Source organism: Pseudomonas sp. GT1P32 (assembly GCF_054897805.1).
The window spans coordinates 4,214,472-4,238,086 of record NZ_CM142704.1 but is presented as its reverse complement, the minus strand read 5'-3'; the positions used below and the strand labels follow the sequence as shown (position 1 = coordinate 4,238,086).

The window sequence follows — 23,615 nt, the reverse complement described above, 5'->3', positions numbered from 1 at the left end:
GGTTATTCTCCATCCGGCGCCGCGTCAGTCGCGGCCACTTTCAGCACTAATCCCTTGCGTGCCACCACCCGGACCTGTTGCCCGGGTTGCAGTGGCGTGGCGCTGAGTACTTGCCACTTTTCGCCTTGCAGGTGCACCCAGCCGTTGCACGCATTGCCGGGCTGCAACGACATCACTGGAGCCACGCTGCCCACCAGTCCGGCATCACCACTGACGGTTTGGCGCGGTCGGGTCTTCAGGGCGTGGATCACCAGGAATATCAACAACAACGCGCTGATCAGCCCCAGGCCGATCATCAGCGGTACAGGCACTTCGGTGTTGCTCAGGATCACTGCGCCGATGACGAACATCACGATGCCGCCCAACCCGATCACGCCGTAATTGGGCAAGGCGGCTTCGGCGATCAGAAACGCGATGCCGAATGTGATCAGCCAGATTCCGATGGGGTTGGGAATCAGCACGATTGTGTCCGCCGCGAACGCCGACCCGCTCAGGGCCAACAGTAATGCGACTGCACAGCAACGAATGTTCACTTGACCCTCCTTGTAGGAGCGAGCCTGTTCCGGGCGGCGTTCCGACGATGAACCTGAGAGCGCCTCGCCCATCCGTTCAGTCCGCGTTCCCGCTGACGCCCATCGCTAAATACAGTCTAGTCGAGCTGTGGATTGTACGAATTTTGTACAGTTGTCGACGGTGTTCCGGTGGGCAGATTTCCCGCGCGAAGACGCCAGCAGGCCTAGACTTTTCAATGGTGAGAACAGGTTTATTCATTGTCCGTGAACATTGTTGCGGACACCGAGGTGCATCATGCGTATGGCAAGAACCGTGCAGAGCAGCCTGGAAAGGGCGCACTGCGAATTTGACATCGTTACCCACCCACACTCGGCCAGTAGCCTTGAAACGGCGCGGGTCGCGGGCATTCCTGCCGAACGGGTGGCCAAATCGGTGATCCTCGACGACCACCACGGTCATTTCCTGATGGCCGTGCTGCCGGCGAGTTGTCACCTGGACCTGAGCAAAGTGCGCAGCAGCGGCGAGTGGCAGATCACCCGGGAAAGCACCCTGGCGCATCTGTTCGATGACTGCGAACGCGGCGCGGTGCCGGCGTTGGGTGAGTCCTATGGCCTGGACATGGTCATCGACCCCTTGCTGACCCGGCAGAAAGACATCTACCTGGAGGCCGGCAACCACAACAACCTGCTGCACATGAGCGTGCCGGAGTTCCTGAAAATGGTGCCGCATGCCGAGGTGCGGGAGTTGAGTAGTTGAGTTTTGCGGCGTCAGTGACACCGCCTTCGCGGGCAAGCCTCGCTCCTACAATGGACTGCGATTCCCTGTAGGAGCGAGGCTTGCCCGCGATTGACTGCGCAGCAGTCACCCTTCATTTGCCATAAAAAAGGAGCTAGACATGGAATCCCCAACCCACAGCCTCCCCTCCCTGTTCAAACAGCTCGGCCTGCCGGATGACGCCGAAAGCATCGATAAATTCATCGCCACCCACTCACCGCTCAAACCGGAATTGCACCTGGCCGACGCCTTTTTTTGGAGCCCGAGCCAGGCGCAGTTTTTGCGCGACGACATTCTGGATGACGCGGATTGGGCGGAGGTGGTGGATCAACTGGATGTGCTGCTGAGGAAAGGACGAGGCGGTTAAAAACCGATCATCTTCCTAAAAATTGTTTCAAAACTTGACCAACTTTCCCATCAAATGACATATTGATAGTTAGCAAACTAACAGTGTGTCTTTCCGCTCGTGCCAAAAAAACTCGACGCTCTCCAGATGAACATCAGCAGCTCCATGGTGGTGGCCGCCCGGCATTGGCGGAAGATCTGCCAGACCACGCTGGTCAACTATGGAATCTCCGAAGCCTGCGCCGTTCCGTTGTTGATGATCGGGCGGTTGGGCGAGGGTGTGCGGCAGGTGACGGTGGCGCAAGCGGCCGGGATGGAGAGCCCTTCGCTGGTGCGGCTGCTCGATCAGTTGTGTCATGCCGGTTACGTTCGTCGCACCGAAGATGCCCATGACCGCCGCGCCAAATGCCTGAGCCTGACCGACACCGGCCGCGAGTTGGTGCAGGCCGTCGAAATCGAGTTGGTGCGCTTGCGTAATGAAGTGCTGCAAGGCATCGCCCCGAGTGATCTGGAGGCAGCGTTGCGGGTATTGAAAGCGTTTGAGGCGGCCAATGCTCCGTCGGTGGTGAACCCTTGAGCGGATTTTTTACCGGCGTTCCCCCGGCGCGGGACTGGTTCTACGGCGTGCGCACTTTCGCGGCGTCGATGATCGCGCTGTACATCGCCATGCTCATGCAGATGCCGCGTCCGTATTGGGCGATGGCCACGGTCTACATCGTTTCCAGTCCGTTTGTCGGCCCCACCAGCTCCAAGGCGTTGTACCGCGCGGTCGGTACGTTTCTTGGTGCGGCGGCGGCAGTTTTTTTCGTGCCGATGTTTGTTCAGAGCCCCTATGTGCTGGTGGTCGTTATCGCGCTGTGGACCGGGATTCTGCTGTTCCTGTCGCTGCACCTGCGTACCGCCAACAGCTACGCGTTGATGCTTGCCGGTTACACCTTGCCGCTGATCGCCTTGCCGGTGGTGGATAACCCGTTGGCGGTGTGGGATGTCGCTGAAGCGCGGACTGAAGAGATCTTTCTCGGCATCGCCGTCGCGGCGGTGGTCGGCGCGATGTTCTGGCCCCGGCGGCTGGCGCCGGTGTTCAACGATTCGGTGAACAAATGGTTTGCCGATGCCTCGACCTACAGCCTGCGATTCCTCAGCCGCAACGTGCAGCCGGACGAAGTCAGCGCGCTGCGCTCGTCGATGGTCGCGACCTTCAACACCCTGGAATTGATGATCGGCCAGTTACCGCACGAAGGCGCGCGCCCGCAAACCGTGCGCAATACCAAGGAACTGCGCGGCCGAATGATTCATCTGCTGCCGGTGATCGACGCGCTCGATGACGCGCTTTACGCCCTTGAGCGGCGCACGCCGGAGCTTGTGGATAAGTTCGCGCCGTTGCTGGCCGCCACCACCGAATGGCTCAACCACAAGGATGCCGACCTCGCTCGCTGGCAAGCGCTGAAAGATCAACTCGAAGCGCTGCAACCCAATGCCGAAGCGCTGGATGATCGCAAGCAATTGCTGTTCTCCAACGCGCTGTACCGTCTCGGCGAATGGATCGATTTGTGGCAGGACTGCCGCAGCCTGCAATACGCCATTCAGTGCGAAAGCCAGGACAGTTGGCGAGCGGTGTACCGGCATTGGCGCCTCGGTCGCCTGTCGCCGTTTCTCGACCGTGGGCTGATGTTTTATTCGGCGGCGTCCACGGTCACCGCGATCATTGTCGCCTCGGTGTTGTGGATTTTGCTCGGCTGGACCGACGGCGGCAGCGCGGTGATTCTGGCGGCGGTGGCGTGCAGCTTCTTCGCGTCGATGGACGACCCGGCGCCGCAGATTTACCGGTTCTTTTTCTGGACCGCGATGTCGGTGTTGTTCGCCAGTCTTTACCTGTTCCTGGTGCTGCCTAACCTGCATGATTTCCCGATGCTGGTGCTGGCGTTCGCCGTGCCGTTCATTTGCATCGGCACCCTCACGGTCAAGCCGCAGTTTTACCTGGGCATGCTGCTGACACTGGTCAACACCTCGTCTTTCATCAGTATTCAGGGCGCTTACGACGCGGATTTCCTCAGCTTCGCCAATTCCAACCTGGCCGGCCCGGTCGGTTTGCTGTTTGCGTTTGTCTGGACCCTGATCGCCCGGCCGTTCGGCGCAGAACTGGCGGCCAAGCGCCTGACCCGTTTCAGCTGGCACGACATCGTCAGCCTCACCGAGCCGGCCTCCCTGGCCGAGCATCGCCGCTTGGGTGTGCAGGTGCTCGACCGCTTGATGCAGCATTTGCCGCGTCTGGCCATGACCGGCCAGGACACCGGCATCGCGCTGCGCGAAGTGCGCGTGGCGCTGAACTTGCTCGACTTGCTGGCCTACACGCCGCGTGTGTTCGGCGTACCGCAGACATTGCTGCACCAAGTGGTGGCCGAGGTCGGCGAGTATTTCAAAGCCTGCCTCAAGGCTGGCGAACGTTTGCCGGCGCCCGGCGCGTTGTTGATGACCATGGACCGCGCACGCCGCGCCCTGAACCGCGAATGCGATGACGGCGCCCGCCTGCATCTGCTGCACGCCTTGAGCGGCTTGCGTCTGGCCTTGCTGCCCGGTGTGGAATTCCTCGGCACTGGTGACCTCGAAGAACCGCTTCCCCATGGCATCGATGGAGCGCCTTTATGATCGGTGATCTGGATATCAGCGGGGTGTTCCTGCCCACGCTGCTGGTGCTGATGGGCATTACCTATGTGATTTACCTGCTGGTGCACGGGTTGCTGACGCGCCTGCACTTTTACCGTCTGGTCTGGCACCGGGCATTGTTCAACGTGGCTCTCTACGCCTTGCTGCTCGGCGCCGTGGACTCACTCAGTCGATACCTGATGACATGAAAAAACCTTTTCTGACCCTCGGTCGCGTGGTTCTGACGCTGCTGATCGTGACCTTCGCCATTGTCGTGGTCTGGCGCATGGTGATGTACTACATGTTCGCGCCGTGGACCCGCGACGGGCACATTCGCGCCGACATCGTGCAGATCGCCCCGGATGTGTCCGGGCTGATTCAGCAAGTGGACGTGCGCGACAACCAGTTGGTGAAACGCGGCCAGGTGCTGTTCAGCATCGATCAGGACCGTTTCAAACTCGCCCTGCGCCAAGCCAAAGCAGCGGTCGCCGACCGTCAGGAAACCCTGGCGCAAGCGCAACGCGAAGCCAAGCGTAACCGTGGCCTCGGCAATCTGGTGCCGGGCGAACAACTGGAAGAGAGCCAATCACGAGTCGCCCGCGCCGAAGTGGCGCTGATGGAAGCGCAAGTGGCGGTGGACAGCGCCCAGCTCAACCTCGACCGCTCGACCATCCGCAGCCCGGTCGACGGCTACGTCAACGACCGTGCGCCGCGTGCGCAGGAATTCGTCACCGCCGGGCGTCCGGTGTTGTCGGTGGTGGACAGCAATTCCTTTCACATCGACGGCTATTTCGAAGAAACCAAACTGGACGGCATCCACGTTGGCCAGAGCGTCGACATTCGCGTGATCGGCGACCGCGCGCGCTTGCGCGGGCATGTGGAAAGCATCGTCGCCGGCATCGAAGACCGTGACCGCAGCAGCGGCAGCAACTTGCTGCCTAACGTCAACCCGGCGTTCAGCTGGGTGCGGCTGGCGCAGCGGATTCCGGTGCGGATCGCCTTCGATGACGTGCCGGCGGATTTCCGCATGATTGCCGGGCGCACCGCGACGGTGTCGATCATCGACGACCAGCAGCAGGAGCCGGCCAAATGAGCAGGGCCTCGGGTTTGGCGATTGCCGGATTGAGTTTGCTGCTGTCGGCGTGCCAGACGGTCGGGCCGGATTATCAACTGCCGGAAGAGGCGGCTGTTCACCGCGATGACTTTCAGGGCGAACTGGCCGTGGACGGCAAACCGGTGGTTTCGGCACCAGTGCCGGCCGATTGGTGGCGCCTGTATCAGGACCCTCGGCTTAATCAACTGGTCCAGCAAGCGTTGGCGTCCAACACCGATCTGCGTGTGGCGGCAGCCAGCCTGCTGCGGGCTCGCGCGCAGGTCGATGAAGCCGAGGCCGCCGGTGGCTGGAGCGGTGGCATAAAAATGGGCGCCGAGCGTTTGCAGGAGTCCGGCGAAGCGTTCCTGTTGCCTGAGAAAGTGCCGGTGGCCAACATCGGTGATATCGGCATCAGCGCTTCATACCAGTTCGATCTGTTCGGCACGCTCAAGCGCGGCATCGAAGCCGCCAAGGCCAATGCCGATGCGACCCAGGCCGCCGCCGATACCGCACGTATCACGTTGGTGGCCGATGTGGTGCGGGCCTACACCCAGGTGTGTGCGGCTAATGAAGAGCGGGAAATTGCCCAGCACTCCCTCGACCTGCAGTCGCAGAGCACCACACTGATCCAGCGCCTGCGCGACGCCGGTCGAGGTGATGAAACCCAGGTCACCCGTTCGCAAACCCAATTCAAGTCCCTGCGCGCCGAGATGCCGCGTTATGAGGCTGCGCGTCAGGCCGGGCTGTTCCGTCTGTCGATGCTGCTGGCCAAACCGGTCGATCAATTGCCGGCCGGCACCGCCAGTTGCGCGCAGCTGCCGAAAATCGCGCAATTGGTGCCGGTGGGCGATGGCGCCTCACTGCTCAAGCGTCGCCCCGATATCCGCCAGGCTGAACGTCGGCTGGCCGCTGCGACGGCCGGTATCGGCGTCGCCACCGGTGAGCTGTACCCGGACATCCGCATCGGCGCGACCATCGGCACCGTCGGCATTCTGGAAAACCTCGGCGAGCCTTCCACCAATCGTTGGGGCTTCGGCCCGTCGCTGAGCTGGAGCGTGCCGACCAACGGGGCCCGGGCGCGAATCCGCGAAGCTGAAGCCGTGACCCAGGCGACGCTGGCGCACTTTGATGGCGTGGTGCTCAACGCCATACGTGAAACCCAGACCAGCCTGGCGCAGTACTCGGCGTTGCTGCAGCGTCGAGAAGCCCTAGCGGACGCCGAACAATCGGCGAAGCTGGCCGCCGACCAGACGCACCGTTTCTTCCAGGCCGGCCGCGAGTCGTTCCTGGCCGACCTGCAAGCGACCCGCACCTACACCGACGTCACGGCACAACTGGCCGCCGCCAACACTCAGGTTGCGTTGAGCCAGATCGATCTGTTCCTGGCGCTGGGTGGCGGCTGGGAAAGCGGACGAACGCAAGGCTCGAATACCAGCAAACCCTGAGGCCGTTGCTATGCTTTGACTTGATGAGGTCGCGTGTCGAACTCATCAATCAAGGCTCGCGTTGGTCATGGGGATTCCAACAATGAAAAACCCTTATGCTCCCGGCTTCTGGTGCGCTATTGCGGCGTTAGTATTGCTGTCGGCCACCTATTTCTACGGCATCATGCTGGCCCACCAGATCGACAAGGCGCTGGTGTTCCTCGACAGTGCTTCGGCGCTGATCGCGGTGATGGCGATCGTGGTGGTGGCCTGGGCTTCGTTCCAGGGTCAGCGCATCAAAAAAAGACAACTCGAACAAGGCAAGACACTGGTGCTGATCTGGGACACCAAGGTCGCTTTGCGCCGGGTCGAAACGGTGTTCGATCGTTACTTCTGGGGCAGTTACTGGCAGCCGGGGCGCACGTTCCAGGAAGTCATGGGCGAACTCACCGGCACACCGCTGGAAAAAAGCCTCGAAACCTTGAAGAAGCAATGCCTGGCCCTCGACAAACAAGTGTCCGAGGACGACTGGCACTGGTTGAATAATGCCCGTGAACTCTCCGACGTTGCCGCTGCCATGGCACGCGAACGCTATCAGCTGGATTTCTGCGACCCGCGCGCGGACGTGACGGGCGGGGCGGTGATCAATCGGGATTTTGAAGTGCTGGTTTATACGTGGACGGCGCGGCTGAAAAGCTTTGATCATCAGCTGGATGAGATGGAAGTGCAGTATTCCTGAATCAGTTTTGTCAGTTCTGACGCCTTCGCGGGCAAGCCTCGCTCCTACAAGTTTTTCGTCGAGCACGATATGTGTGAACGACGCAAAACTTGTAGGAGCGAGGCTTGCCCGCGAAGGCGTTTTCATATCCGCCGAAACCCTCAAACCCTACGCACGGTCCATAGACACTCTTTAACCTTTAAACATTGGGCCGCCCGGTACGCCTGATGCTAATCTCCTTCGCACTTTTCGCGCAGTCGTGACCGCAACCCGAAATGGGTTCAGGGAAGACGACCACACTCAAGCAACGGACATTGAACGGGTCATTCATGAATAAATCAGCAGGCGTGCTTCTTGGAATCGTCGTGGCCATCGGTGCAGTCAGCGCCGGCGGTGCCTGGTTCACCGGCACCAAACTCGAAGGGGTGCTGAACACCTCGATCACCGACGCCAACAAAGAGCTGCAAGCCGCGCTGGTCGGCTCCAACGGCACCGCGTCGCTGGAACTGGTATCTCTTGAGCGTCACGTATTCAGCAGCACCGCGCACTACCGCCTCAAGGGCCAGGGCGAGATGTTCGGCGAGGCACCGGTCGAACTGCTTTTCACCGACCGCATCGAACACGGTCCGCTGCCGCTCTCGCGCCTGATGTCGCTGAAGTTGTTGCCGGTCATGGCCACCAGTCACTACGAACTGGAAAAGACCCCGGTCACCGAGAAGTGGTTCGCCGCTGCCAAGGACAAATCGCCGCTCACCGGCGTGGTCAACATCGGCTATGACAACGCCACCAACGGCACCCTCGAACTGCTGCCGCTGGATGTCGCGCTGGACGACAAGTCCCACCTGAAATTTTCCGGCCTGAACCTCGAGGTCGCCGCCAACGCCCAGGCGCAGAAAGTCAAAGCCAACGGCTACATGGACAACTTCACACTGACCACCGTGGCTGAAGACCAGACACCGGTGAAAGTCGAATTGAGCGGCCTGACCCTGGCCAGCAATCTCGTCAAAAGTACCTACGGCTTTTACACCGGCGAGAACACCGTCGAGCTCACCGACAGCAAAACCACCTTCGGCGCGCAACAGTCAGTGTTGGGCATCAAGAAATTTGAAATGAAGAACCAGACCGAAGAGTCGGGCACCAGCGCTTCCGGGCGTGCCGATTACAAGATCGGTGAAGTGTCCCTGAACGGCAATACGGTCGGCTCCGCACAGATGGCCATGAGCCTGAAGAACCTCGACATTCCATCCACGATGTCGTTGATGCAGATCTACCAGACCAAACTGCAACCGTACGAGAAGGCCGCCGCCGAAGCGGTTGCAGCTGGCGAACCTGCCCCCGAACTGGTCCTGACCCCGGAAGAAGAGGCTCAGGTGAAAACCGGTCTGGAGAAACTGCTGGCAGCCGGCCCGCAAGTGGCTCTGGAAAACCTGTCGTTCACCACCACCAACGGTGAAAGTCGCGCCAACCTGGTGCTCGACCTGACTAAGCCACAATCTTTGGACCTGACGCCGGATCAACTGATCAAACAGTTGATTGCCCTGCTGGACGTCAATATCCAGGTGTCCAAACCGATGCTGGTTGATTTGCTCAGCGTCCAGAGCCAGATCGACGGCCAGGCCGACGCCAAGGTCGTTGCCGATCAAGCCACGGCCACCGCCGACATGTTCGGCGCCATGGCGGTCGGTACGCAGTTCGCCACGCTGGACGGCACTAACATCGTCAGCAAACTGCACTACGCCAACAACCAGGTGGAGTTCAACGGCCAGAAAATGACCCTCGAAGAGTTTATCGGCTTTGTGATGAGCAAACTCGGTGGTGCGGGCGTTGTTCAGTAACGCCTAGACGTCCCGAATCAGCCGCCATGCCTCGTCAACCGGCAGCGGCTGCTTCATCTGCTCGGCCAGCATTGCCATCGCCCGCTCTTCATCGCAGGCGATGGCGGCAGTCACCACACCATTCTTGCCGAACAGGCCGATAAAGGGTGGATGGTACGGATCACCCTTGAACTCGACCTCGTCCCAGGCTTCGGCGTGACCGAGGTAGTCGTAGTTCTTGCCGAAGTGCCAGGTCCAGAAGTACGGCACATCCAGGTAATGCTCATCACCGCCCAGCATGTTCATCGCTGCGATCCGCGCCTGTTGTTGCGCCAGGCGCCAATGCTCGATTCGTTGCGGTTGGCCGTTGAGCGGGAAGGTCGCGATATCGCCAGCCGCCCAAAGCCCTTCGGTCACGCGCATCCCGCCGTCGACCTTCAGTGACTGATCCTTTTCCGTTGGCAAATCCTTGAACGGCCCGGTGGCCGGGCTGACGCCAATGCCAACCAACACCAGATCAGCCGGAAAGCGCTGACCGTTATCCAGGCGCACCGCTTCGACCTTGTTCGTGCCTTCGATCTGCGCGGCTTCGCCCTCCGTATGAAACACCACGCCGTGGGCCACATGGTGGGCAAGAATCGCCTTGCCGACTGTTTCGCCGAACTGTTTGGCGAAGGGCACCGGGTGGCGGGCCAGGACGGTGACGTCCAGGCCGTATTCGCGTAGCGCCGCAGCAGACTCCATCGCGATAAAACTGTCGCCGATGATCACTGCCCGCTGGCCGGGTTTGGCGGCGTTCAGAATCCTTTGGGCCTGGTCTTTCGAGCGCAGCAAGAACACCTGCGGCAGGTCGGCGCCGGGAATGCCGAGAGCGTTCGGTGTGCCGCCCGTGGCGATCAGCGCGGCGTCATAGGTCAATGTCTGGCCGTCCTTGAGCTGCACCGTCCGGTTTTGTGCATCCAGGCTCGCCACTTCACCGTTGATGCGATCGATGCGTTGCTCGCGATAGAAGTTTTCATCGCGCAGTGGCGGGACTTCTTCCGGCGGCATTTCCCCGGCGATCACGAATTTGCTCAACACCGTACGGTCGTAACCGGCGTCAGGCTCGCGGTCGATCAGCAGCACACGGCCGCCGAAACCCTTTTCGCGCAGCGCCGCCGCACCGGCCGTGCCTGCGGCGCCGGCCCCGATGATCACAAACGTACGTTCGTCATCGGCCGGCGGGGTGTGAGCATCGTCCAGCGGCTGATCGTCGACCCAGACTTCGTCGTCGCGCACCTCCAGGGGATAGCGCTTGAGGCTGTCCAGCGACGGCGGTTCACATAGCGCGCCGTCCTCGATCCGGTAAGCGGCCTTGTGCCACGGGCAAATCAGGCGCCCGTGACACAGCGCACCTTCGGCCAGAGGCGCCCCGGCGTGCGGGCATTCACCCTGATAGGCGCGCAATTGGGCGCCGACCCGCAGCAAGACGATCTTGGTGTCGCCAATCCGGACTTCCAGGCCTCGGTTCTCGGACACATCGGCAAAACGGGCGACGCGGTGCAGTGCCATGATCGTTCTCCAGGCAAGCGTTTCACTTAAGAGTTTGGCGCTTATCCTGAGGTTCAGCCAATTCCCACTGCCACCGCGCGAACGGTCCGGCTATAGTTTGCACGCCGACCACGGCCCCACCCGCACAAGGTGCTCCGGTATGACCCGATTGACCTCTCTGAACCCTTGGCTGGCGGCCGTTGCCGTCGCCCTTTGCGTGCAGTTTCCGGCTCAGGCCGCAGAACGCTTCACCGTCAGCATTCCCGGTGTCACCGACAACCGCCTGTTCACCTCGGCGGCGGCCAGCGATGCGGCCGGCTGCGGCGGCAAGAACCAGTCCCCGGCCCTGAGCTGGACCGCTGGCCCTGCGGGCACCCAAAGCTACGCCATCGTCATGCACGACCCGGACGGTCAGAAAGGCTTGGGTTCCGACCACTGGATTCACTACGGCATCAAACCCGCGACCCGCCAGATTCCGGCCGGTGTTGGCGCCAAGTCTGCGTTTGAAGGCGTGGGCGGCAGCAACAGCAAAGGTACCATCGGCTACATCGGTCCTTGCCCACCGGTCGGCGACAGCTCCCACCACTACATCATCCAGCTCTACGCCCTGGACCTCGCCCCGGACGCCTTACCGGCCGGCCTGACCCGCGCGCAACTGCTGGAAAAAATCAAAGGCCATGTGCTGAAAAACAGCAGTGTGGTGCGGCGTTATCACCGCTGAAGTTTTTTTCAGCGGGTTTAACCCGAACCGGCGGGGCTGCCCGTCTCAGAGGATGAATGGATCAATTTCCTCCTGAGGTCAGCCCCCATGTCCCTCCCTCTGCATTTCCTCCGCCCGGCCGCCCAGGGTTTCGCCGCCGGGTTGCTGCTGGCCGTTGCCGGTTGCGGTGTTTCGTCCAAGCCTGAATCCCCTTCAGTTGTGTCTCCTGCACAACCTGAGCTGGTGCGCAGTGAAGCGATCATGGCCGATGCGACCTTGGCCAAACGCAGCGTGAGTCCGGCACCGATGGCGAGTTTTGCGCCTGAATCTGCGCCGCCGGGTTATCAGGATGAGCAGCGCGAGCAGTATCAGGCGCTGGCGGATAACCCGATTCACAGCGTCGCCGAGGCGCCGGTCTCGACCTTCAGCGCCGACGTCGACACCGGCGCTTATGCCAATGTCCGCCGCCTGCTCAATCAAGGTCGCCTGCCACCCGAAGGTGCGGTGCGCCTGGAGGAGATGGTCAATTACTTCCCCTACGACTACGCGTTGCCCACCGATGGCTCGCCGTTTGGCGTGACCACTGAACTGGCGCCGTCGCCGTGGAACCCGCACACCCGCTTGCTGCGCATCGGCATCAAGGCATCGGACCGTGCGGTGGCTGAACTGGCCCCGGCGAACCTGGTGTTTCTGGTGGACGTGTCCGGCTCGATGGACCGTCGCGAGGGGCTGCCGCTGGTCAAAAGCACGCTGAAATTGCTGGTCGATCAATTGCGCGCGCAGGACCGGGTGTCGCTGGTGGTCTACGCCGGCGATTCGCGCGTGGTGCTGGAGCCAACTTCCGGACGGGAAAAAGCGAAAATTCGCACAGCCATCGATCAATTGACGGCGGGCGGCTCCACCGCCGGGGCGTCGGGCATCGAGCTGGCCTATCAAATGGCGCAGCAAGCGTTTATCCCCAAAGGCATCAACCGCATCCTGCTGGCCACCGACGGCGACTTCAACGTCGGCATCAGCGACTTCGACAGCCTCAAGCAAATGGCTGTGGATAAGCGCAAGACCGGCGTTTCCCTGACCACCCTGGGTTTTGGTGTGGATAACTACAATGAACACCTGATGGAACAACTGGCCGATGCCGGCGATGGCAACTATGCGTACATCGACAACCTGCGCGAGGCGCGCAAAGTGCTGGTGGATCAGCTCGGTTCGACCCTCGCGGTGGTGGCGAAGAACGTGAAACTGCAAGTGGAGTTCAACCCGGCGCAGGTCAGCGAGTATCGGTTGTTGGGCTATGAGAATCGCGCGTTGAAGCGTGAGGATTTCAGCAACGACAAGGTCGATGCCGGTGAAGTCGGTGCAGGGCATACGGTCACGGCGTTGTACGAAATTGTGCCGAAGGGTGAGAAAGGCTGGTTGGAGCCGTTGCGGTATGGCAATGCTGAGTCAGCCACCTCGGCAAAGTCTGGAGAATTGGCGATGCTGCGTGTGCGTTATCAGCTGCCGGAAGGTGGGAAAAGTCGCTTGATCGAACGGCCGATTGCCGATGGTTCGGAAGGCAAGGCCAGTGACGACCTTAGATTTGCGGCGGCCGTGGCGGCGTTTTCCCAACAGCTCAAGGATGGGCGTTATACGGGTGATTTCAGCCTGAAGGACACGCAGGCGTTGGCTCGCGGTGCGCGGGGTGATGATCCGTTCGGTCTGCGTTCTGAGTTCGTGCAATTGGTGGAGCTGGCGCAGAGCCTGCGAACCACCACCGCATCCAACAGCGAACCGGTTAAAGGAGGCTACAACTGACATGTCTGCTCTTGAACCGAGCGACGAATCACTGCTGGCCCGTTACCGAAAAGGCGACGGGCCGGCGTTCGAGATTCTATACGCCCGTCACCGGCAAGGTCTTTATCGGTTCCTGCTAGGCCTCAGCGGCAAATCCGAACTCGCCGAAGAGGTCTACCAGGAAACTTGGCTGAGCCTGATCCGCAGCACCAGTCAGCCACAAGGTCGGGCGAATTTTCGTACATGGCTTTACCAGATCGCCCGCAATCGCCTGATCGATCACTGGCGCAAACACGGAATCCACAACCCCTTGCACGACAGCTATGACGAACAAACCCACGCCCTGGTCGATGACGCCGCCGATCCCGAACAACTGCTGAGCCTGAGCCGAGATAACCAGCGCCTCGAATCCGCCCTGCAAACCTTGCCCACCGACCAGCGCGAAGTGTTCCTGCTGCGCGCCCACGGCGATCTCGACCTGCCGCAGATCGCCACCCTCACCGAAACACCGCTGGAAACCGTCAAGAGCCGCTTGCGCTATGCCCAGCAAAAACTGCGTCGGCTGCTGGCCGAGGAGGTACTGACATGACTGACGCCCGTAAAACATCAGACGATGAAATGCTTCAGCATTTCCGCGAGCATTCGACCAGCGAACCACCGAGCCATCTTGATGCCTTCATTCTGGCCGCCGCACACCGTGAAGCGCCTGCGCCGAAACCAAATCTGTGGCAGCGCTGGGTTCAGGCTTGCCAGAAGCCTCGTTGGCAGGTCGCATTTGCCAGCCTTGTCGGTGTCGCGCTGATGTTGGCGCTGGTGCAACGCACGCCGGAACAAGCGCCGAGTTACGATTTCGCCCCCAAAGCATCTGCCCCTGTTGCCAAAAAAGAGGCTGCGCAAGCCCCGTCGTCAGTTGCGCGCTCGCTGGCTGCCCCAGCCGCGCCGATGGCCGATTTTGCCGCCCCTGCGCAGAGCGAATCGATCAACGCTGAAATGGCCGATGAAGCGAAAGTCAGCAAACGCGTAGCTGCCAAGGTGAAAACCCTGGATGAGCAATTGCTTGAAGTGGTTCGCCTGCAGAACGCCGGTCAGGCACGCGAGGCGGATGACTTGATAGCGACATTGCACAAACGCTTTCCCAAGGAAAATCTCGCGGCCCGGCTTAAGGAATTGAAGAAAAACTGAGGACACAGGAGCTCTGCGATTTGGCATCAACCCCCGAAAGCGCGCACTATCGGCCTATAGCCGATGCGTTGGAGGATGCCGTGGCAAAAAAAATCGACCGCATCGCCCAAATGCTCAACTGCCCGGTCAAGGGCGAGGAACTGCGGCGAGCAGTGACCGAGAGTCGTAAGGAGTTTCTTCTGGCCAAGCAGGCAGAAGAGGCTCTGGAGGAGGACGTCCTTGATGAAGAAGAGTTTGAGGACGACGAAGACGATGATTACGACGAGTTTGACTGGACGACTGAGTGATTTTCTCTGGTGAAATGATCTCCCTGTAGGAGCGAGCCTGCTCGCGATGTTCTCCCAGACAACGCGGGCATTCAGACTGCTTGCGTCATCATTAACGCCCATCGCGAGCCGACTCGCTCCTACAGAAAAAGCCCCACAGCCCAGTGATTTTAGGCTTGTTTAAAAGGGCTTTGGTTTACTTCCTGCAAGCTACAAATTCTTGCGCCATTACCTACGGCTACGCCAGAATCCGCCGGCTTGTGCGCTTTGGGACCGGTCTGTAATTTGACTCGCGTCACTGGTTTTCAGTGATCGGGTTTAGCAGCCCGCCGTGGTTAGTGAAGTGCATAGCATCCTCTTCAGTCAGGTTATTAACCTGCACGTTATGGTGGCTGTGCGTGGGGCGCCCTCGGGCGCGCCGGTTTGCTAACTCCCCGGTCTGCTAACCCGCGCACAGCCGCCACCCATCGTTTAGCAGCGACGTGTGAACGGCTCCACTTCTGGAGTTAGTCAAATGTCCAAAATAGTCCCCGATCCACCAGCATCCAAACCAGAGCAACCTGAACGCAAAGGCTCGCTCTTCACCGTCAGCCCCAACATCAATACCGAAACCCTGCTCGCCAACGCCTCGGAAGACCTGCTGTCGATCAGCGCCATCGCCGCCGACCTCGCCGACGGTGTGGACGGTTCACGCCGCTCCAAAGCCCTGGCACTCAGCCGCATGGCCGATGGCGTGCATTTGTTGGTCGAACGAGCGCTGGATCACCTGGATGAGCCAGAGATGGCCGCGATTTTCGCCCGGCAGCAAAACCAAACCGACCTGTAGGAGCGAGCCTGCTCGCGATGGACGTTAACGATGACGCGGGCAGTCTGAATGCCTGCGTTGTCCAGTTGATTCGGCATTTCCTCTCAACTCGGCGTTTTCGCCCTAGCGGCTATTGGTCAGAACGCGTTGACCGTCGGCTATCAAATCGAGCACTATCAGGTACCTATTTAGGTACCTTGGAGCCTACTCGTGGAGCAACTACTCGCTAGCCGCTCAGTCAGCATCACAGAACTCAAGCGCAGTCCAAGCACTGTGATTGAGCAGGCGGGATCAGAGCCTGTGGCGGTGTTGAACCACAATCGCCCAGCCGCCTATCTTCTACCGCAAGTGGCTTATCAACGACTTCTTGATCGATTGCAGGCTGCAGAGATTCGTGAGGCAATCACTGCCAGTAGAAACGATCCGCGCCCGCACATTGACGCAGACACTGTTTTTGCAGAGCTAGACGCTATTATTGATAACGTCTCAGCCGAGCAACATCGTAGATGAGGCAACTCGAATTCGCCGCTATGGCGCGTGAGGATCTGCAGCAAATTGCCCGCTTTATCGCTAAGGACAGCCCAGTCAGGGCAAGGTCTTTTGTTGGTGAAATTCGAACCCTATGTGAGCGACTCGTTGATCAGCCAGAGATGGGCGTTTCTCAGGAGGAATACGCGAAGGGTTTGCGCAGAATTAGCCACGGTTTGTATCTGATATTTTATTCGCGGGCTCAAAACGTCATTCTGATCGAGCGGGTACTGCACAGTGCCAGGGACATAGGCCGCCAGTTCGATACATCTGCTCAGGATTAATGAGAGTGACCGTCGTGCCACGCGTCCCCATCACCCACAAAAAAGCCCCAGACCCTAAGGCCTGAGGCTTTTTCGTTTCTACTATATGGTGCACCAGGCGGGATTCGAACCCACGACCCCTGCCTTCGGAGGGCAGTACTCTATCCAGCTGAGCTACTGGTGCAAGCGGGCGCCATGATACTCATATGCACTGCGGGCGTCCATGCTGCTGAATCGACTGCGCTTTTTCAAAGCGTAACCTGCGTTTGCTACGTTGATCAGAAAAATTGAGCAAATGCGGCGTTTTCGTTCTTTTTTTCGAACAGCCTATTGTCCTTTACCCCCTTTGATCCTAGGATTCGTTTGAGATTTCAAACGCTCTTGTCTGGGTGCTGAACCGCACGAGTTCATTCCGTGCGCTATTTATGTGCTTCAGCCCGGTGAATGATTTCCCTGACGGCAGCCTTTGAGGCGCCTTTCTACAATCATAATTTGCTCCGCGCGTGCCGCGGTGCTGTTAAGGAAAGCCGACATGCAGCTTAAAGACACCCAGTTGTTCCGCCAGCAAGCCTTCATCGATGGCGCTTGGGTTGATGCGGACAATGGTCAGACGATCAAGGTCAACAACCCGGCAACGGGCGAAATTCTGGGCACCGTGCCGAAAATGGGCGCTGCCGAAACCCGCCGTGCGATCGAAGCTGCTGACAAAGCGCTGCCGGCCTGGCGTGCACTGACCGCCAAGGACCGCGCCAACAAGCTGCGTCGCTGGTTCGAGCTGATCATCGAGAACCAGGACGACCTGGCTCGTCTGATGACCCTGGAGCAGGGCAAGCCATTGGCCGAAGCCAAGGGCGAAATCGTTTACGCTGCTTCCTTTATCGAGTGGTTCGCCGAAGAAGCCAAGCGCGTCTACGGTGACGTGATTCCGGGCCACCAGCCAGACAAGCGCCTGATCGTGATCAAGCAGCCTATCGGCGTGACCGCTGCAATCACCCCGTGGAACTTCCCGGCCGCAATGATCACCCGTAAAGCCGGCCCGGCCCTGGCCGCCGGTTGCACCATGGTGCTCAAGCCTGCTTCGCAAACTCCGTTTTCCGCTTTCGCTCTGGCTGAACTGGCCCAGCGTGCCGGTATTCCTGCGGGCGTGTTCAGCGTTGTTTCCGGCAGCGCCGGCGACATCGGCAGCGAGCTGACCAGCAACCCGATCGTTCGCAAACTGTCCTTCACTGGCTCGACCGAAATCGGTCGCCAACTGATGGCCGAATGCGCCAAGGACATCAAGAAAGTGTCCCTGGAACTGGGCGGCAACGCGCCGTTCATCGTGTTCGACGACGCGGACCTGGATAAGGCCGTCGAAGGCGCGATCATCTCCAAATACCGCAACAACGGCCAGACCTGCGTCTGCGCCAACCGTCTGTACATTCAGGATTCGGTCTACGACGCGTTCGCCGAGAAGCTGAAAGTGGCTGTGGCCAAACTCAAGATCGGCAACGGTCTGGAAGTTGGCACCACCACTGGCCCGCTGATCGACGAAAAAGCCGTGGCCAAGGTTCAAGAGCACATTGCTGACGCGATCAGCAAAGGCGCAACCGTTCTGGCGGGTGGCAAGGTCATGGAAGGCAACTTCTTCGAGCCGACCATCCTGACCAACGTGCCAAACAACGCAGCCGTGGCCAAGGAAGAAACCTTCGGTCCATTGGCGCCGCTGTTCCGCTTCAAAGACGAAGCCGACGTGATCGCGATGTCCAACGACACCGAGTTCGGCCTGGCCTCGTACTTCTATGCTCGCGACCTGGGTCGTGTGTTCCGTGTGGCTGAAGCCCTGGAATACGGCATGGTCGGCGTCAACACCGGGTTGATCTCCAACGAAGTCGCGCCGTTCGGCGGCATCAAGGCGTCGGGCCTGGGCCGTGAAGGCTCCAAGTACGGCATCGAAGATTACCTGGAAATCAAATACCTCTGCCTGGGCATCTAAGTCCAGCTGGGCATTGCTTCAAACGCAAAGGGCACGAGAGCGCTGACCCTTTGCGTGCTTCAAACGGAATTTTCTCTGTGGCCGGGAACGCTGCGGCAGTCGATCATCGCATGCTGTCGCCGTTGCACCCCGCCGCATTTTCCTTGAACCACGCCGCCCGATGAGCGGTGAATGAGGACTTTATGAGCAAGACTAACGCTTCCCTGATGAAACGCCGCGAAGCCGCTGTACCACGCGGTGTTGGCCAGATTCACCCGATCTTCGCCGAGTCCGCGAAGAACGCCACCGTGACCGACGTTGAAGGTCGCGAGTTCATCGACTTCGCCGGCGGTATCGCTGTGCTGAACACCGGCCACGTGCACCCGAAAATCATCGCCGCCGTGACCGAGCAGCTGAACAAGCTGACCCACACCTGCTTCCAGGTTCTGGCCTACGAGCCGTACGTAGAAGTGTGCGAAAAAATCAACGCCAAGGTGCCAGGTGATTTCGACAAGAAAACCCTGCTGGTGACCACCGGTTCCGAAGCCGTTGAAAACTCCATCAAGATCGCCCGTGCCGCCACTGGCCGTGCCGGCGTGATCGCCTTCACCGGCGCTTACCACGGTCGCACCATGATGACCCTGGGCCTGACCGGTAAAGTCGTGCCTTACTCGGCCGGCATGGGCCTGATGCCAGGCGGTATTTTCCGCGCGCTGTACCCGAACGAACTGCACGGTGTGAGCATCGACGATTCGATCGCCAGCATCGAACGCATCTTCAAGAACGACGCCGAGCCGCGTGATATCGCTGCCATCATCATCGAGCCGGTTCAGGGCGAAGGCGGTTTCTACGTCGCGCCTAAAGAGTTCATGAAGCGTCTGCGCGCGCTGTGCGACCAGCACGGCATCCTGCTGATCGCTGACGAAGTGCAGACTGGCGCTGGCCGTACCGGCACCTTCTTCGCCATGGAACAGATGGGCGTTGCTGCCGACCTGACCACCTTCGCCAAATCCATCGCTGGCGGCTTCCCGCTGGCCGGTGTGTGCGGCAAGGCCGAATACATGGACGCCATCGCTCCAGGCGGCCTGGGCGGCACCTACGCCGGTAGCCCGATCGCTTGCGCCGCGGCCCTGGCCGTGATGGAAGTGTTCGAAGAAGAGCACCTGCTGGACCGCTGCAAGGCAGTCGGTGAGCGTCTGGTTACTGGCCTCAAGGCCATCCAGGCCAAATACCCGGTGATCGGCGAAGTCCGTGCCCTGGGCGCGATGATCGCGGTCGAGCTGTTCGTTGATGGCGACAGCCACAAGCCAAACGCTCCAGCGGTCGCTGCCGTTGTGGCCAAGGCTCGCGACAAAGGCCTGATCCTGCTGTCCTGCGGCACCTACGGCAACGTTCTGCGCGTCCTGGTACCGCTGACCTCGCCGGACGAGCAACTGGACAAAGGCCTGGCGATTATCGAAGAGTGCTTCTCGGAGCTGTAATCTCCAGCCTCTGATCGATCTGTGACCTGATCGACAAAAAACCCGCTTCGGCGGGTTTTTTTGTGTCCGCGGAACACATCCGCTTTTTCAAATGGCCCGCATTGACTAAGGTGCAAGCAGTGCAAATGGAGTATGCAGATGACCGCTGTAGTTTTGCCCGCTGTACCGCGTGTACTGATTGCTGAAGCTGACCCTTGGTCCCGCGACTTGCTCAAGCAGGTGCTGTTGAATGTGCGCTGTGACGCACGGCTGGATCTATGCGCCGACGGTCAGCAGGCGTTGGAGTTGCTGGCGGAAAATCCTTATGACCTGGTGATCGTCGACTGGGAATTGCCGGGCGTCGATGGTTTGAATGTCTTGCGCAATGTCCGCCAGCGCAAACGCAATCCGCCGTTGCCCTTTATTCTGATGAGCAGCCGCAACGACAGCGCCAGTGTGCGCGAAGCGTTGCCCCTGGCACCCACGGCGTACCTGACCAAACCCCTGAACATGGAAAGCCTGACCCACCGCCTGCAGGATCTGCTGCTGAATGCCGGTGAACAGGTGTCGTGTGAAGTGACGGCGTTGGCGCCGGGCATGAGCTTGTCGGCGTACCTGGAGTGTCGTCGTGAGTTTGCCGACGGTGCGCCGCTGATGACCGACGTGGAACTGGCGGTTAAACGCAGCCTTAATCCCAACGGCCTTGACCTGAAACTGCTGGAAGATGAAATCCGCATTGATCCACAGATCACTGCCGTCCTGATCGCCGCCGCCAACAGTGCGGCCCAGCATCACGGCGCTGGGGTACAAACCCTGTCCCAGGCGCTGCATCGGCTGGGCACCGGGCAGAGCATGAATTTGATTCTGGGGCTGGCGCTCAAGCGCAGTGCGCGGCTCAGCGATCCGGCGCTGGCCGATTACGCCGAGCGTTACTGGAACCTGTCGCTGCACACCGCTGAGTACGCCCGGACATTGGCGCGCTTGCTGGATCTGGACCAGGAACGCTGTTACTGCGCAGGCATGCTGCATCGCTTGGGTGACCTTGCGTTGCTGCGGTGTCTGCAGGAATGGAAGCAGTCCGGCGGAGAGCTGGATGAATGGGAGGAAGTCGGTGATGCACTGGCCGAGTTCGGTGCAGCCTATGGTTCGGCGCTGCGTACTCGCTGGCGCCTGCCCCTGGAGCTGCGAGAGCTGATTGCGGCGGTCTACCAGCTCGGTGGCGGGGTTTACTCCCGCGAAGCGCTGGTGATGAACATGGCGGCGCAGATGGCGCGATTGAATGAGCATGAAGGCATCGAGGAACTGGCCAAGAGCCGGACGGCGCGGTTGCTCAAGATTGGTTTGCCGGAATTGATACGTTTGCGCAAAAAATAATCCTGACCCCAAACCCTGTAGGAGCCGGCTTGCTGGCGATCGGGACAACGCGGTGTGGCTGATTAACCGCGGTGATGCCATCGCCAGCAAGCCGGCTCCTACAAGGATCTGTGTTGGGGTTGTCAGCCGGAGATGATTCGGTTCTTGCCCTGGCGCTTCGCTTCGTACATCGCCGCGTCCGCGCGGGCAAACAGGGTATCCAGGCTTTCATCTTCGGCCGTCAGGCTGGTCAATCCCTGGCTGACGGTGATGCCGAACGTCTGGTCGTCATGGCTGAAGCTCAGCCGCTGAATTTCCCGTTGCAGGCGCTCGGCCACTTGCATGGCCATGTCCGGCGCGCAACCGGGGAACACCGCCGCAAACTCCTCGCCACCAATGCGTCCGAACACATCACCGCGCCGTAAAGCCGCTTGCCCGCACTCGGCGATCCGTTGCAGCACGTTGTCGCCTTCCGGATGGCCGTAGGTGTCGTTGATCAATTTGAAATCATCGATGTCCAGCAACAGAAACGCCAGCGGTGTGCCTTTTTGTCGTGCCAGTTCGAATTCAAGGTGGGCGCAGTCGAAGAAGTGCCGGCGGTTGCTGCTCTGGGTCAGGACGTCGGTGGTGGCCAGGCGATGCAACTCGCTTTCCATCTGCTTCTTGTCGGTGATGTCTTCGGCAATGCCGACGATGATCACCGGTTGACCTGGTTCGGCTTGCCGGTTGATGAAGCACTTGTCGCTGAGCCAGCGCACCTGGCCGTCGGCGGTAATGATCCGGTACTCACGGTCTTCAACGGCGCCTTTGACCAGCACTTCGGCGAGGCTGCGCTCGGCATACTCCAGATCGTCGGGGTAGACGCTGTCGCGCCACTGGCTGGCGTCGGCCAGCAACAGGCCGGCGGACCGACCGAAAATCCGTTCGTAGGCGGGGCTCACGTAGAGCACCTGGCGGGTTTCCCAGTTGAACGCCCAAAGCACCGCGTTAACGCTCACCAGCAGCGAGCTGAACAGCTGTTCGCGTTCGCTCAGGCGCGCGACTTCGCCTTGGGCATGCATCAGCGCCATCAGGGTTTGCGCGGCTTCCGGCCACTGGGGTAGGGATGAGTCTTGCAGGTTCTTATTGACCATCGACACAAATCTCAAGGACGTGCCGCGTGTTCGACAGCGGCCACAACAAAGCCCGCCGTAGTGGCGAAGTGTCTTTGAGATAGGGGATTTGGAGCTAAGTTCCGAAGGGTGCGCCCGCAAACGGGGCGCACCGATCAACGGTGTCAGGCGGTAGCGGCAGGGCGCAGGGAGTAAGTCTTCAATTGGTCGGCGAAGTCGCGCAGGGATTGAATTCCGCTGGCCTCGGCTTCGTGTACCCAATCCTTGATGGCCGCCAGCATGTCGTGACCATTTGAGCTGGTCTTGACCCAGATCTGCTGCAAGGCCAGTCGTTTCTCGTAAATTACCTTCAGCGCCTGACTGTGCTCGAGCATGGTCTGGATGCGCAGGTGGTGTTTGTCATCGAGCAGGCTGGTTTCCCGCGAGAGCAGGCGTTTGGCCCTGTGAAATTGGTGACGGACCGAGTGATCGACCTTTTCCAGCTCTTGTTTGACCAGCGGCGCGATCACCAATTTGCGGTACTGGGCCATGATCTGGAAGCGGTTGTTGAGGATGGCCATGGCGGTGTCCATGTCCAGGTTGCCCTTGCCTTCGACCCGGTGGGCAATCGGCGCAACCCGTTGAACCTTGGCCAGGCGCAGGAAACTGAAGACCTGGATCCAGGCCCAGCCGAGGTCGAATTCCCACTTCTTCACCGACAGTTTTGCCGAATTAGGGTAGGTGTGATGGTTGTTATGCAGTTCTTCGCCGCCGATCAGGATGCCCCAGGGCACCAGGTTGGTCGCCGCATCGCGGCATTCGAAGTTGCGGTAGCCGACGGCATGGCCCAGGCCATTGACCACGCCGGCGGCCCAGACCGGGATCCACATCATCTGGATAGCCCAGATGGTGATGCCGATGGTGCCGAACAGCAGCAGGTCGATGACCGCCATGATCGCCACGCCCAACAGCGGGTAACGGCTGTAGAGGTTGCGTTCGATCCAGTCTTCGGGGCAATTCTTGCCGTAGATGCGCAGGGTCTCGGGGTTTTCCGCTTCGGCGCGGTACAGCTCGGCACCTTTGCGCAGAACGGTGGACAAGCCCTTGATGACCGGGCTGTGCGGGTCATCGACGGTTTCGCATTTGGCGTGATGCTTGCGGTGGATGGCGGTCCACTCGCGGGTGTTCTGCGCCGTGGTCAGCCACAGCCAGAAGCGGAAGAAATGTTTCAGGCCGGCATTGAGCTCAAGCGAGCGATGGGCTGAATAGCGATGCAGATAGACCGTCACACCGATAATCGTGACGTGGGTCATCAGCAGGGTGACTGCCACCAGTGACCAGGGCGACAAGCCGAGAAAACCTTCGTACCACATAGGCTATAGGGCC

24 protein-coding genes and 1 tRNA gene are annotated in these 23,615 nt (G+C 60.2%); 20 read left to right on the top strand and 5 right to left on the bottom strand.

The genetic code is table 11. The features are described from left to right. Nucleotides 1-2 precede the first annotated feature (2 nt). Nucleotides 3-533: an NfeD family protein gene (locus ACYZUC_RS19380; RefSeq protein WP_461989716.1), complete on the bottom strand. Its 531-nt coding sequence runs from the start codon at nucleotides 531-533 to the stop codon at nucleotides 3-5. A gap of 274 nt (nucleotides 534-807) precedes the next feature. Here ACYZUC_RS19380 and ACYZUC_RS19375 point away from each other — a divergent pair, with 274 nt between their 5' ends. From ACYZUC_RS19375 to ACYZUC_RS19335, 9 genes are all read left to right on the top strand, one after another. After that, nucleotides 808-1,269, top strand: coding sequence for an aminoacyl-tRNA deacylase (locus tag ACYZUC_RS19375; protein ID WP_461989714.1), 462 nt, complete (start codon nucleotides 808-810; stop codon nucleotides 1,267-1,269). A gap of 139 nt (nucleotides 1,270-1,408) precedes the next feature. After that, nucleotides 1,409-1,654 (top strand): DUF2789 domain-containing protein, encoded by a 246-nt coding sequence (locus tag ACYZUC_RS19370; protein ID WP_008039667.1) that lies wholly within the window; start codon nucleotides 1,409-1,411, stop codon nucleotides 1,652-1,654. A gap of 126 nt (nucleotides 1,655-1,780) precedes the next feature. Next, nucleotides 1,781-2,209 (top strand): MarR family winged helix-turn-helix transcriptional regulator, encoded by a 429-nt coding sequence (locus ACYZUC_RS19365; RefSeq protein WP_461989712.1) that lies wholly within the window; start codon nucleotides 1,781-1,783, stop codon nucleotides 2,207-2,209. Further along, nucleotides 2,206-4,278 carry an FUSC family protein gene (locus tag ACYZUC_RS19360; RefSeq protein WP_461989710.1) on the top strand — a complete coding sequence of 691 codons (2,073 nt, stop codon included), beginning with the start codon at nucleotides 2,206-2,208 and terminating at the stop codon, nucleotides 4,276-4,278. The genes ACYZUC_RS19365 and ACYZUC_RS19360 overlap by 4 nt, the downstream gene beginning before the upstream one ends. After that, nucleotides 4,275-4,484: a DUF1656 domain-containing protein gene (locus tag ACYZUC_RS19355; protein WP_008034684.1), complete on the top strand. Its 210-nt coding sequence runs from the start codon at nucleotides 4,275-4,277 to the stop codon at nucleotides 4,482-4,484. Before ACYZUC_RS19360 ends, ACYZUC_RS19355 begins: the two co-directional genes overlap by 4 nt. Beyond that, nucleotides 4,481-5,368: an efflux RND transporter periplasmic adaptor subunit gene (locus ACYZUC_RS19350; protein ID WP_461989708.1), complete on the top strand. Its 888-nt coding sequence runs from the start codon at nucleotides 4,481-4,483 to the stop codon at nucleotides 5,366-5,368. Before ACYZUC_RS19355 ends, ACYZUC_RS19350 begins: the two co-directional genes overlap by 4 nt. Next, nucleotides 5,365-6,813 carry an efflux transporter outer membrane subunit gene (locus tag ACYZUC_RS19345; protein WP_461989706.1) on the top strand — a complete coding sequence of 483 codons (1,449 nt, stop codon included), beginning with the start codon at nucleotides 5,365-5,367 and terminating at the stop codon, nucleotides 6,811-6,813. Before ACYZUC_RS19350 ends, ACYZUC_RS19345 begins: the two co-directional genes overlap by 4 nt. Nucleotides 6,814-6,895: 82 nt before the next feature. Continuing rightward, entirely contained in the window at nucleotides 6,896-7,531 is a 636-nt protein-coding gene (locus tag ACYZUC_RS19340; protein WP_461989704.1) for an NADH:ubiquinone oxidoreductase subunit N, read from the top strand. A gap of 308 nt (nucleotides 7,532-7,839) precedes the next feature. Beyond that, on the top strand, nucleotides 7,840-9,345 hold the full coding sequence (locus tag ACYZUC_RS19335; protein ID WP_461989703.1) for a YdgA family protein: 1,506 nt from the start codon (nucleotides 7,840-7,842) through the stop codon (nucleotides 9,343-9,345). Nucleotides 9,346-9,348: 3 nt separating this feature from the next. On the opposite strand, the gene ACYZUC_RS19330 is transcribed toward ACYZUC_RS19335, so the two are convergent. Then, nucleotides 9,349-10,875 (bottom strand): FAD-dependent oxidoreductase, encoded by a 1,527-nt coding sequence (locus ACYZUC_RS19330; protein ID WP_461989701.1) that lies wholly within the window; start codon nucleotides 10,873-10,875, stop codon nucleotides 9,349-9,351. A 139-nt stretch (nucleotides 10,876-11,014) separates the two neighbouring features. Here ACYZUC_RS19330 and ACYZUC_RS19325 point away from each other — a divergent pair, with 139 nt between their 5' ends. From ACYZUC_RS19325 to ACYZUC_RS19290, 8 genes are all read left to right on the top strand, one after another. Next, nucleotides 11,015-11,575, top strand: coding sequence for a YbhB/YbcL family Raf kinase inhibitor-like protein (locus ACYZUC_RS19325; RefSeq protein ID WP_461989700.1), 561 nt, complete (start codon nucleotides 11,015-11,017; stop codon nucleotides 11,573-11,575). An 87-nt stretch (nucleotides 11,576-11,662) separates the two neighbouring features. Then, nucleotides 11,663-13,348 (top strand): vWA domain-containing protein, encoded by a 1,686-nt coding sequence (locus tag ACYZUC_RS19320; RefSeq protein WP_461989698.1) that lies wholly within the window; start codon nucleotides 11,663-11,665, stop codon nucleotides 13,346-13,348. Between the two features lies 1 nt (nucleotide 13,349). After that, on the top strand, nucleotides 13,350-13,916 hold the full coding sequence (locus ACYZUC_RS19315; RefSeq protein WP_207285562.1) for an RNA polymerase sigma factor: 567 nt from the start codon (nucleotides 13,350-13,352) through the stop codon (nucleotides 13,914-13,916). Next, complete coding sequence (locus tag ACYZUC_RS19310; RefSeq protein WP_461989697.1) at nucleotides 13,913-14,509, top strand: hypothetical protein; 597 nt, start codon at nucleotides 13,913-13,915, stop codon at nucleotides 14,507-14,509. Before ACYZUC_RS19315 ends, ACYZUC_RS19310 begins: the two co-directional genes overlap by 4 nt. A 20-nt stretch (nucleotides 14,510-14,529) precedes the next feature. Next, on the top strand, nucleotides 14,530-14,796 hold the full coding sequence (locus ACYZUC_RS19305) for a hypothetical protein (protein WP_008034655.1): 267 nt from the start codon (nucleotides 14,530-14,532) through the stop codon (nucleotides 14,794-14,796). Nucleotides 14,797-15,289: 493 nt separating this feature from the next. After that, a complete protein-coding gene (locus ACYZUC_RS19300; RefSeq protein ID WP_461989696.1) occupies nucleotides 15,290-15,601 on the top strand; it encodes a DUF6124 family protein in 312 nt (103 codons plus the stop codon). Between the two features lie 189 nt (nucleotides 15,602-15,790). Continuing rightward, the gene (locus ACYZUC_RS19295; RefSeq protein WP_461989695.1) at nucleotides 15,791-16,090 is read left to right on the top strand and encodes a type II toxin-antitoxin system Phd/YefM family antitoxin; all 300 of its coding nucleotides are present in this window, start codon (nucleotides 15,791-15,793) and stop codon (nucleotides 16,088-16,090) included. Then, nucleotides 16,087-16,392 (top strand): type II toxin-antitoxin system RelE/ParE family toxin, encoded by a 306-nt coding sequence (locus ACYZUC_RS19290; RefSeq protein ID WP_461989694.1) that lies wholly within the window; start codon nucleotides 16,087-16,089, stop codon nucleotides 16,390-16,392. Before ACYZUC_RS19295 ends, ACYZUC_RS19290 begins: the two co-directional genes overlap by 4 nt. A gap of 86 nt (nucleotides 16,393-16,478) precedes the next feature. Here ACYZUC_RS19290 and ACYZUC_RS19285 read toward each other — a convergent pair. Next, nucleotides 16,479-16,555, bottom strand: a tRNA-Arg gene (locus ACYZUC_RS19285). 348 nt (nucleotides 16,556-16,903) lie between these two features. Here ACYZUC_RS19285 and gabD point away from each other — a divergent pair. From gabD to ACYZUC_RS19270, 3 genes are all read left to right on the top strand, one after another. Further along, nucleotides 16,904-18,346 carry an NADP-dependent succinate-semialdehyde dehydrogenase gene (gene gabD, locus ACYZUC_RS19280; RefSeq protein WP_192417277.1) on the top strand — a complete coding sequence of 481 codons (1,443 nt, stop codon included), beginning with the start codon at nucleotides 16,904-16,906 and terminating at the stop codon, nucleotides 18,344-18,346. A 182-nt stretch (nucleotides 18,347-18,528) separates the two neighbouring features. After that, the gene (gene gabT, locus ACYZUC_RS19275; protein ID WP_008148205.1) at nucleotides 18,529-19,806 is read left to right on the top strand and encodes a 4-aminobutyrate--2-oxoglutarate transaminase; all 1,278 of its coding nucleotides are present in this window, start codon (nucleotides 18,529-18,531) and stop codon (nucleotides 19,804-19,806) included. Between the two features lie 138 nt (nucleotides 19,807-19,944). Beyond that, nucleotides 19,945-21,159 (top strand): HDOD domain-containing protein, encoded by a 1,215-nt coding sequence (locus ACYZUC_RS19270; RefSeq protein ID WP_461989693.1) that lies wholly within the window; start codon nucleotides 19,945-19,947, stop codon nucleotides 21,157-21,159. Nucleotides 21,160-21,281: 122 nt separating this feature from the next. On the opposite strand, the gene ACYZUC_RS19265 is transcribed toward ACYZUC_RS19270, so the two are convergent. Then, entirely contained in the window at nucleotides 21,282-22,271 is a 990-nt protein-coding gene (locus ACYZUC_RS19265) for a GGDEF domain-containing protein (RefSeq protein WP_461989692.1), read from the bottom strand. A gap of 143 nt (nucleotides 22,272-22,414) precedes the next feature. Further along, the gene (gene desA / locus ACYZUC_RS19260) at nucleotides 22,415-23,602 is read right to left on the bottom strand and encodes a delta-9 fatty acid desaturase DesA (RefSeq protein WP_008034081.1); all 1,188 of its coding nucleotides are present in this window, start codon (nucleotides 23,600-23,602) and stop codon (nucleotides 22,415-22,417) included. Nucleotides 23,603-23,615: the final 13 nt, after the last annotated feature.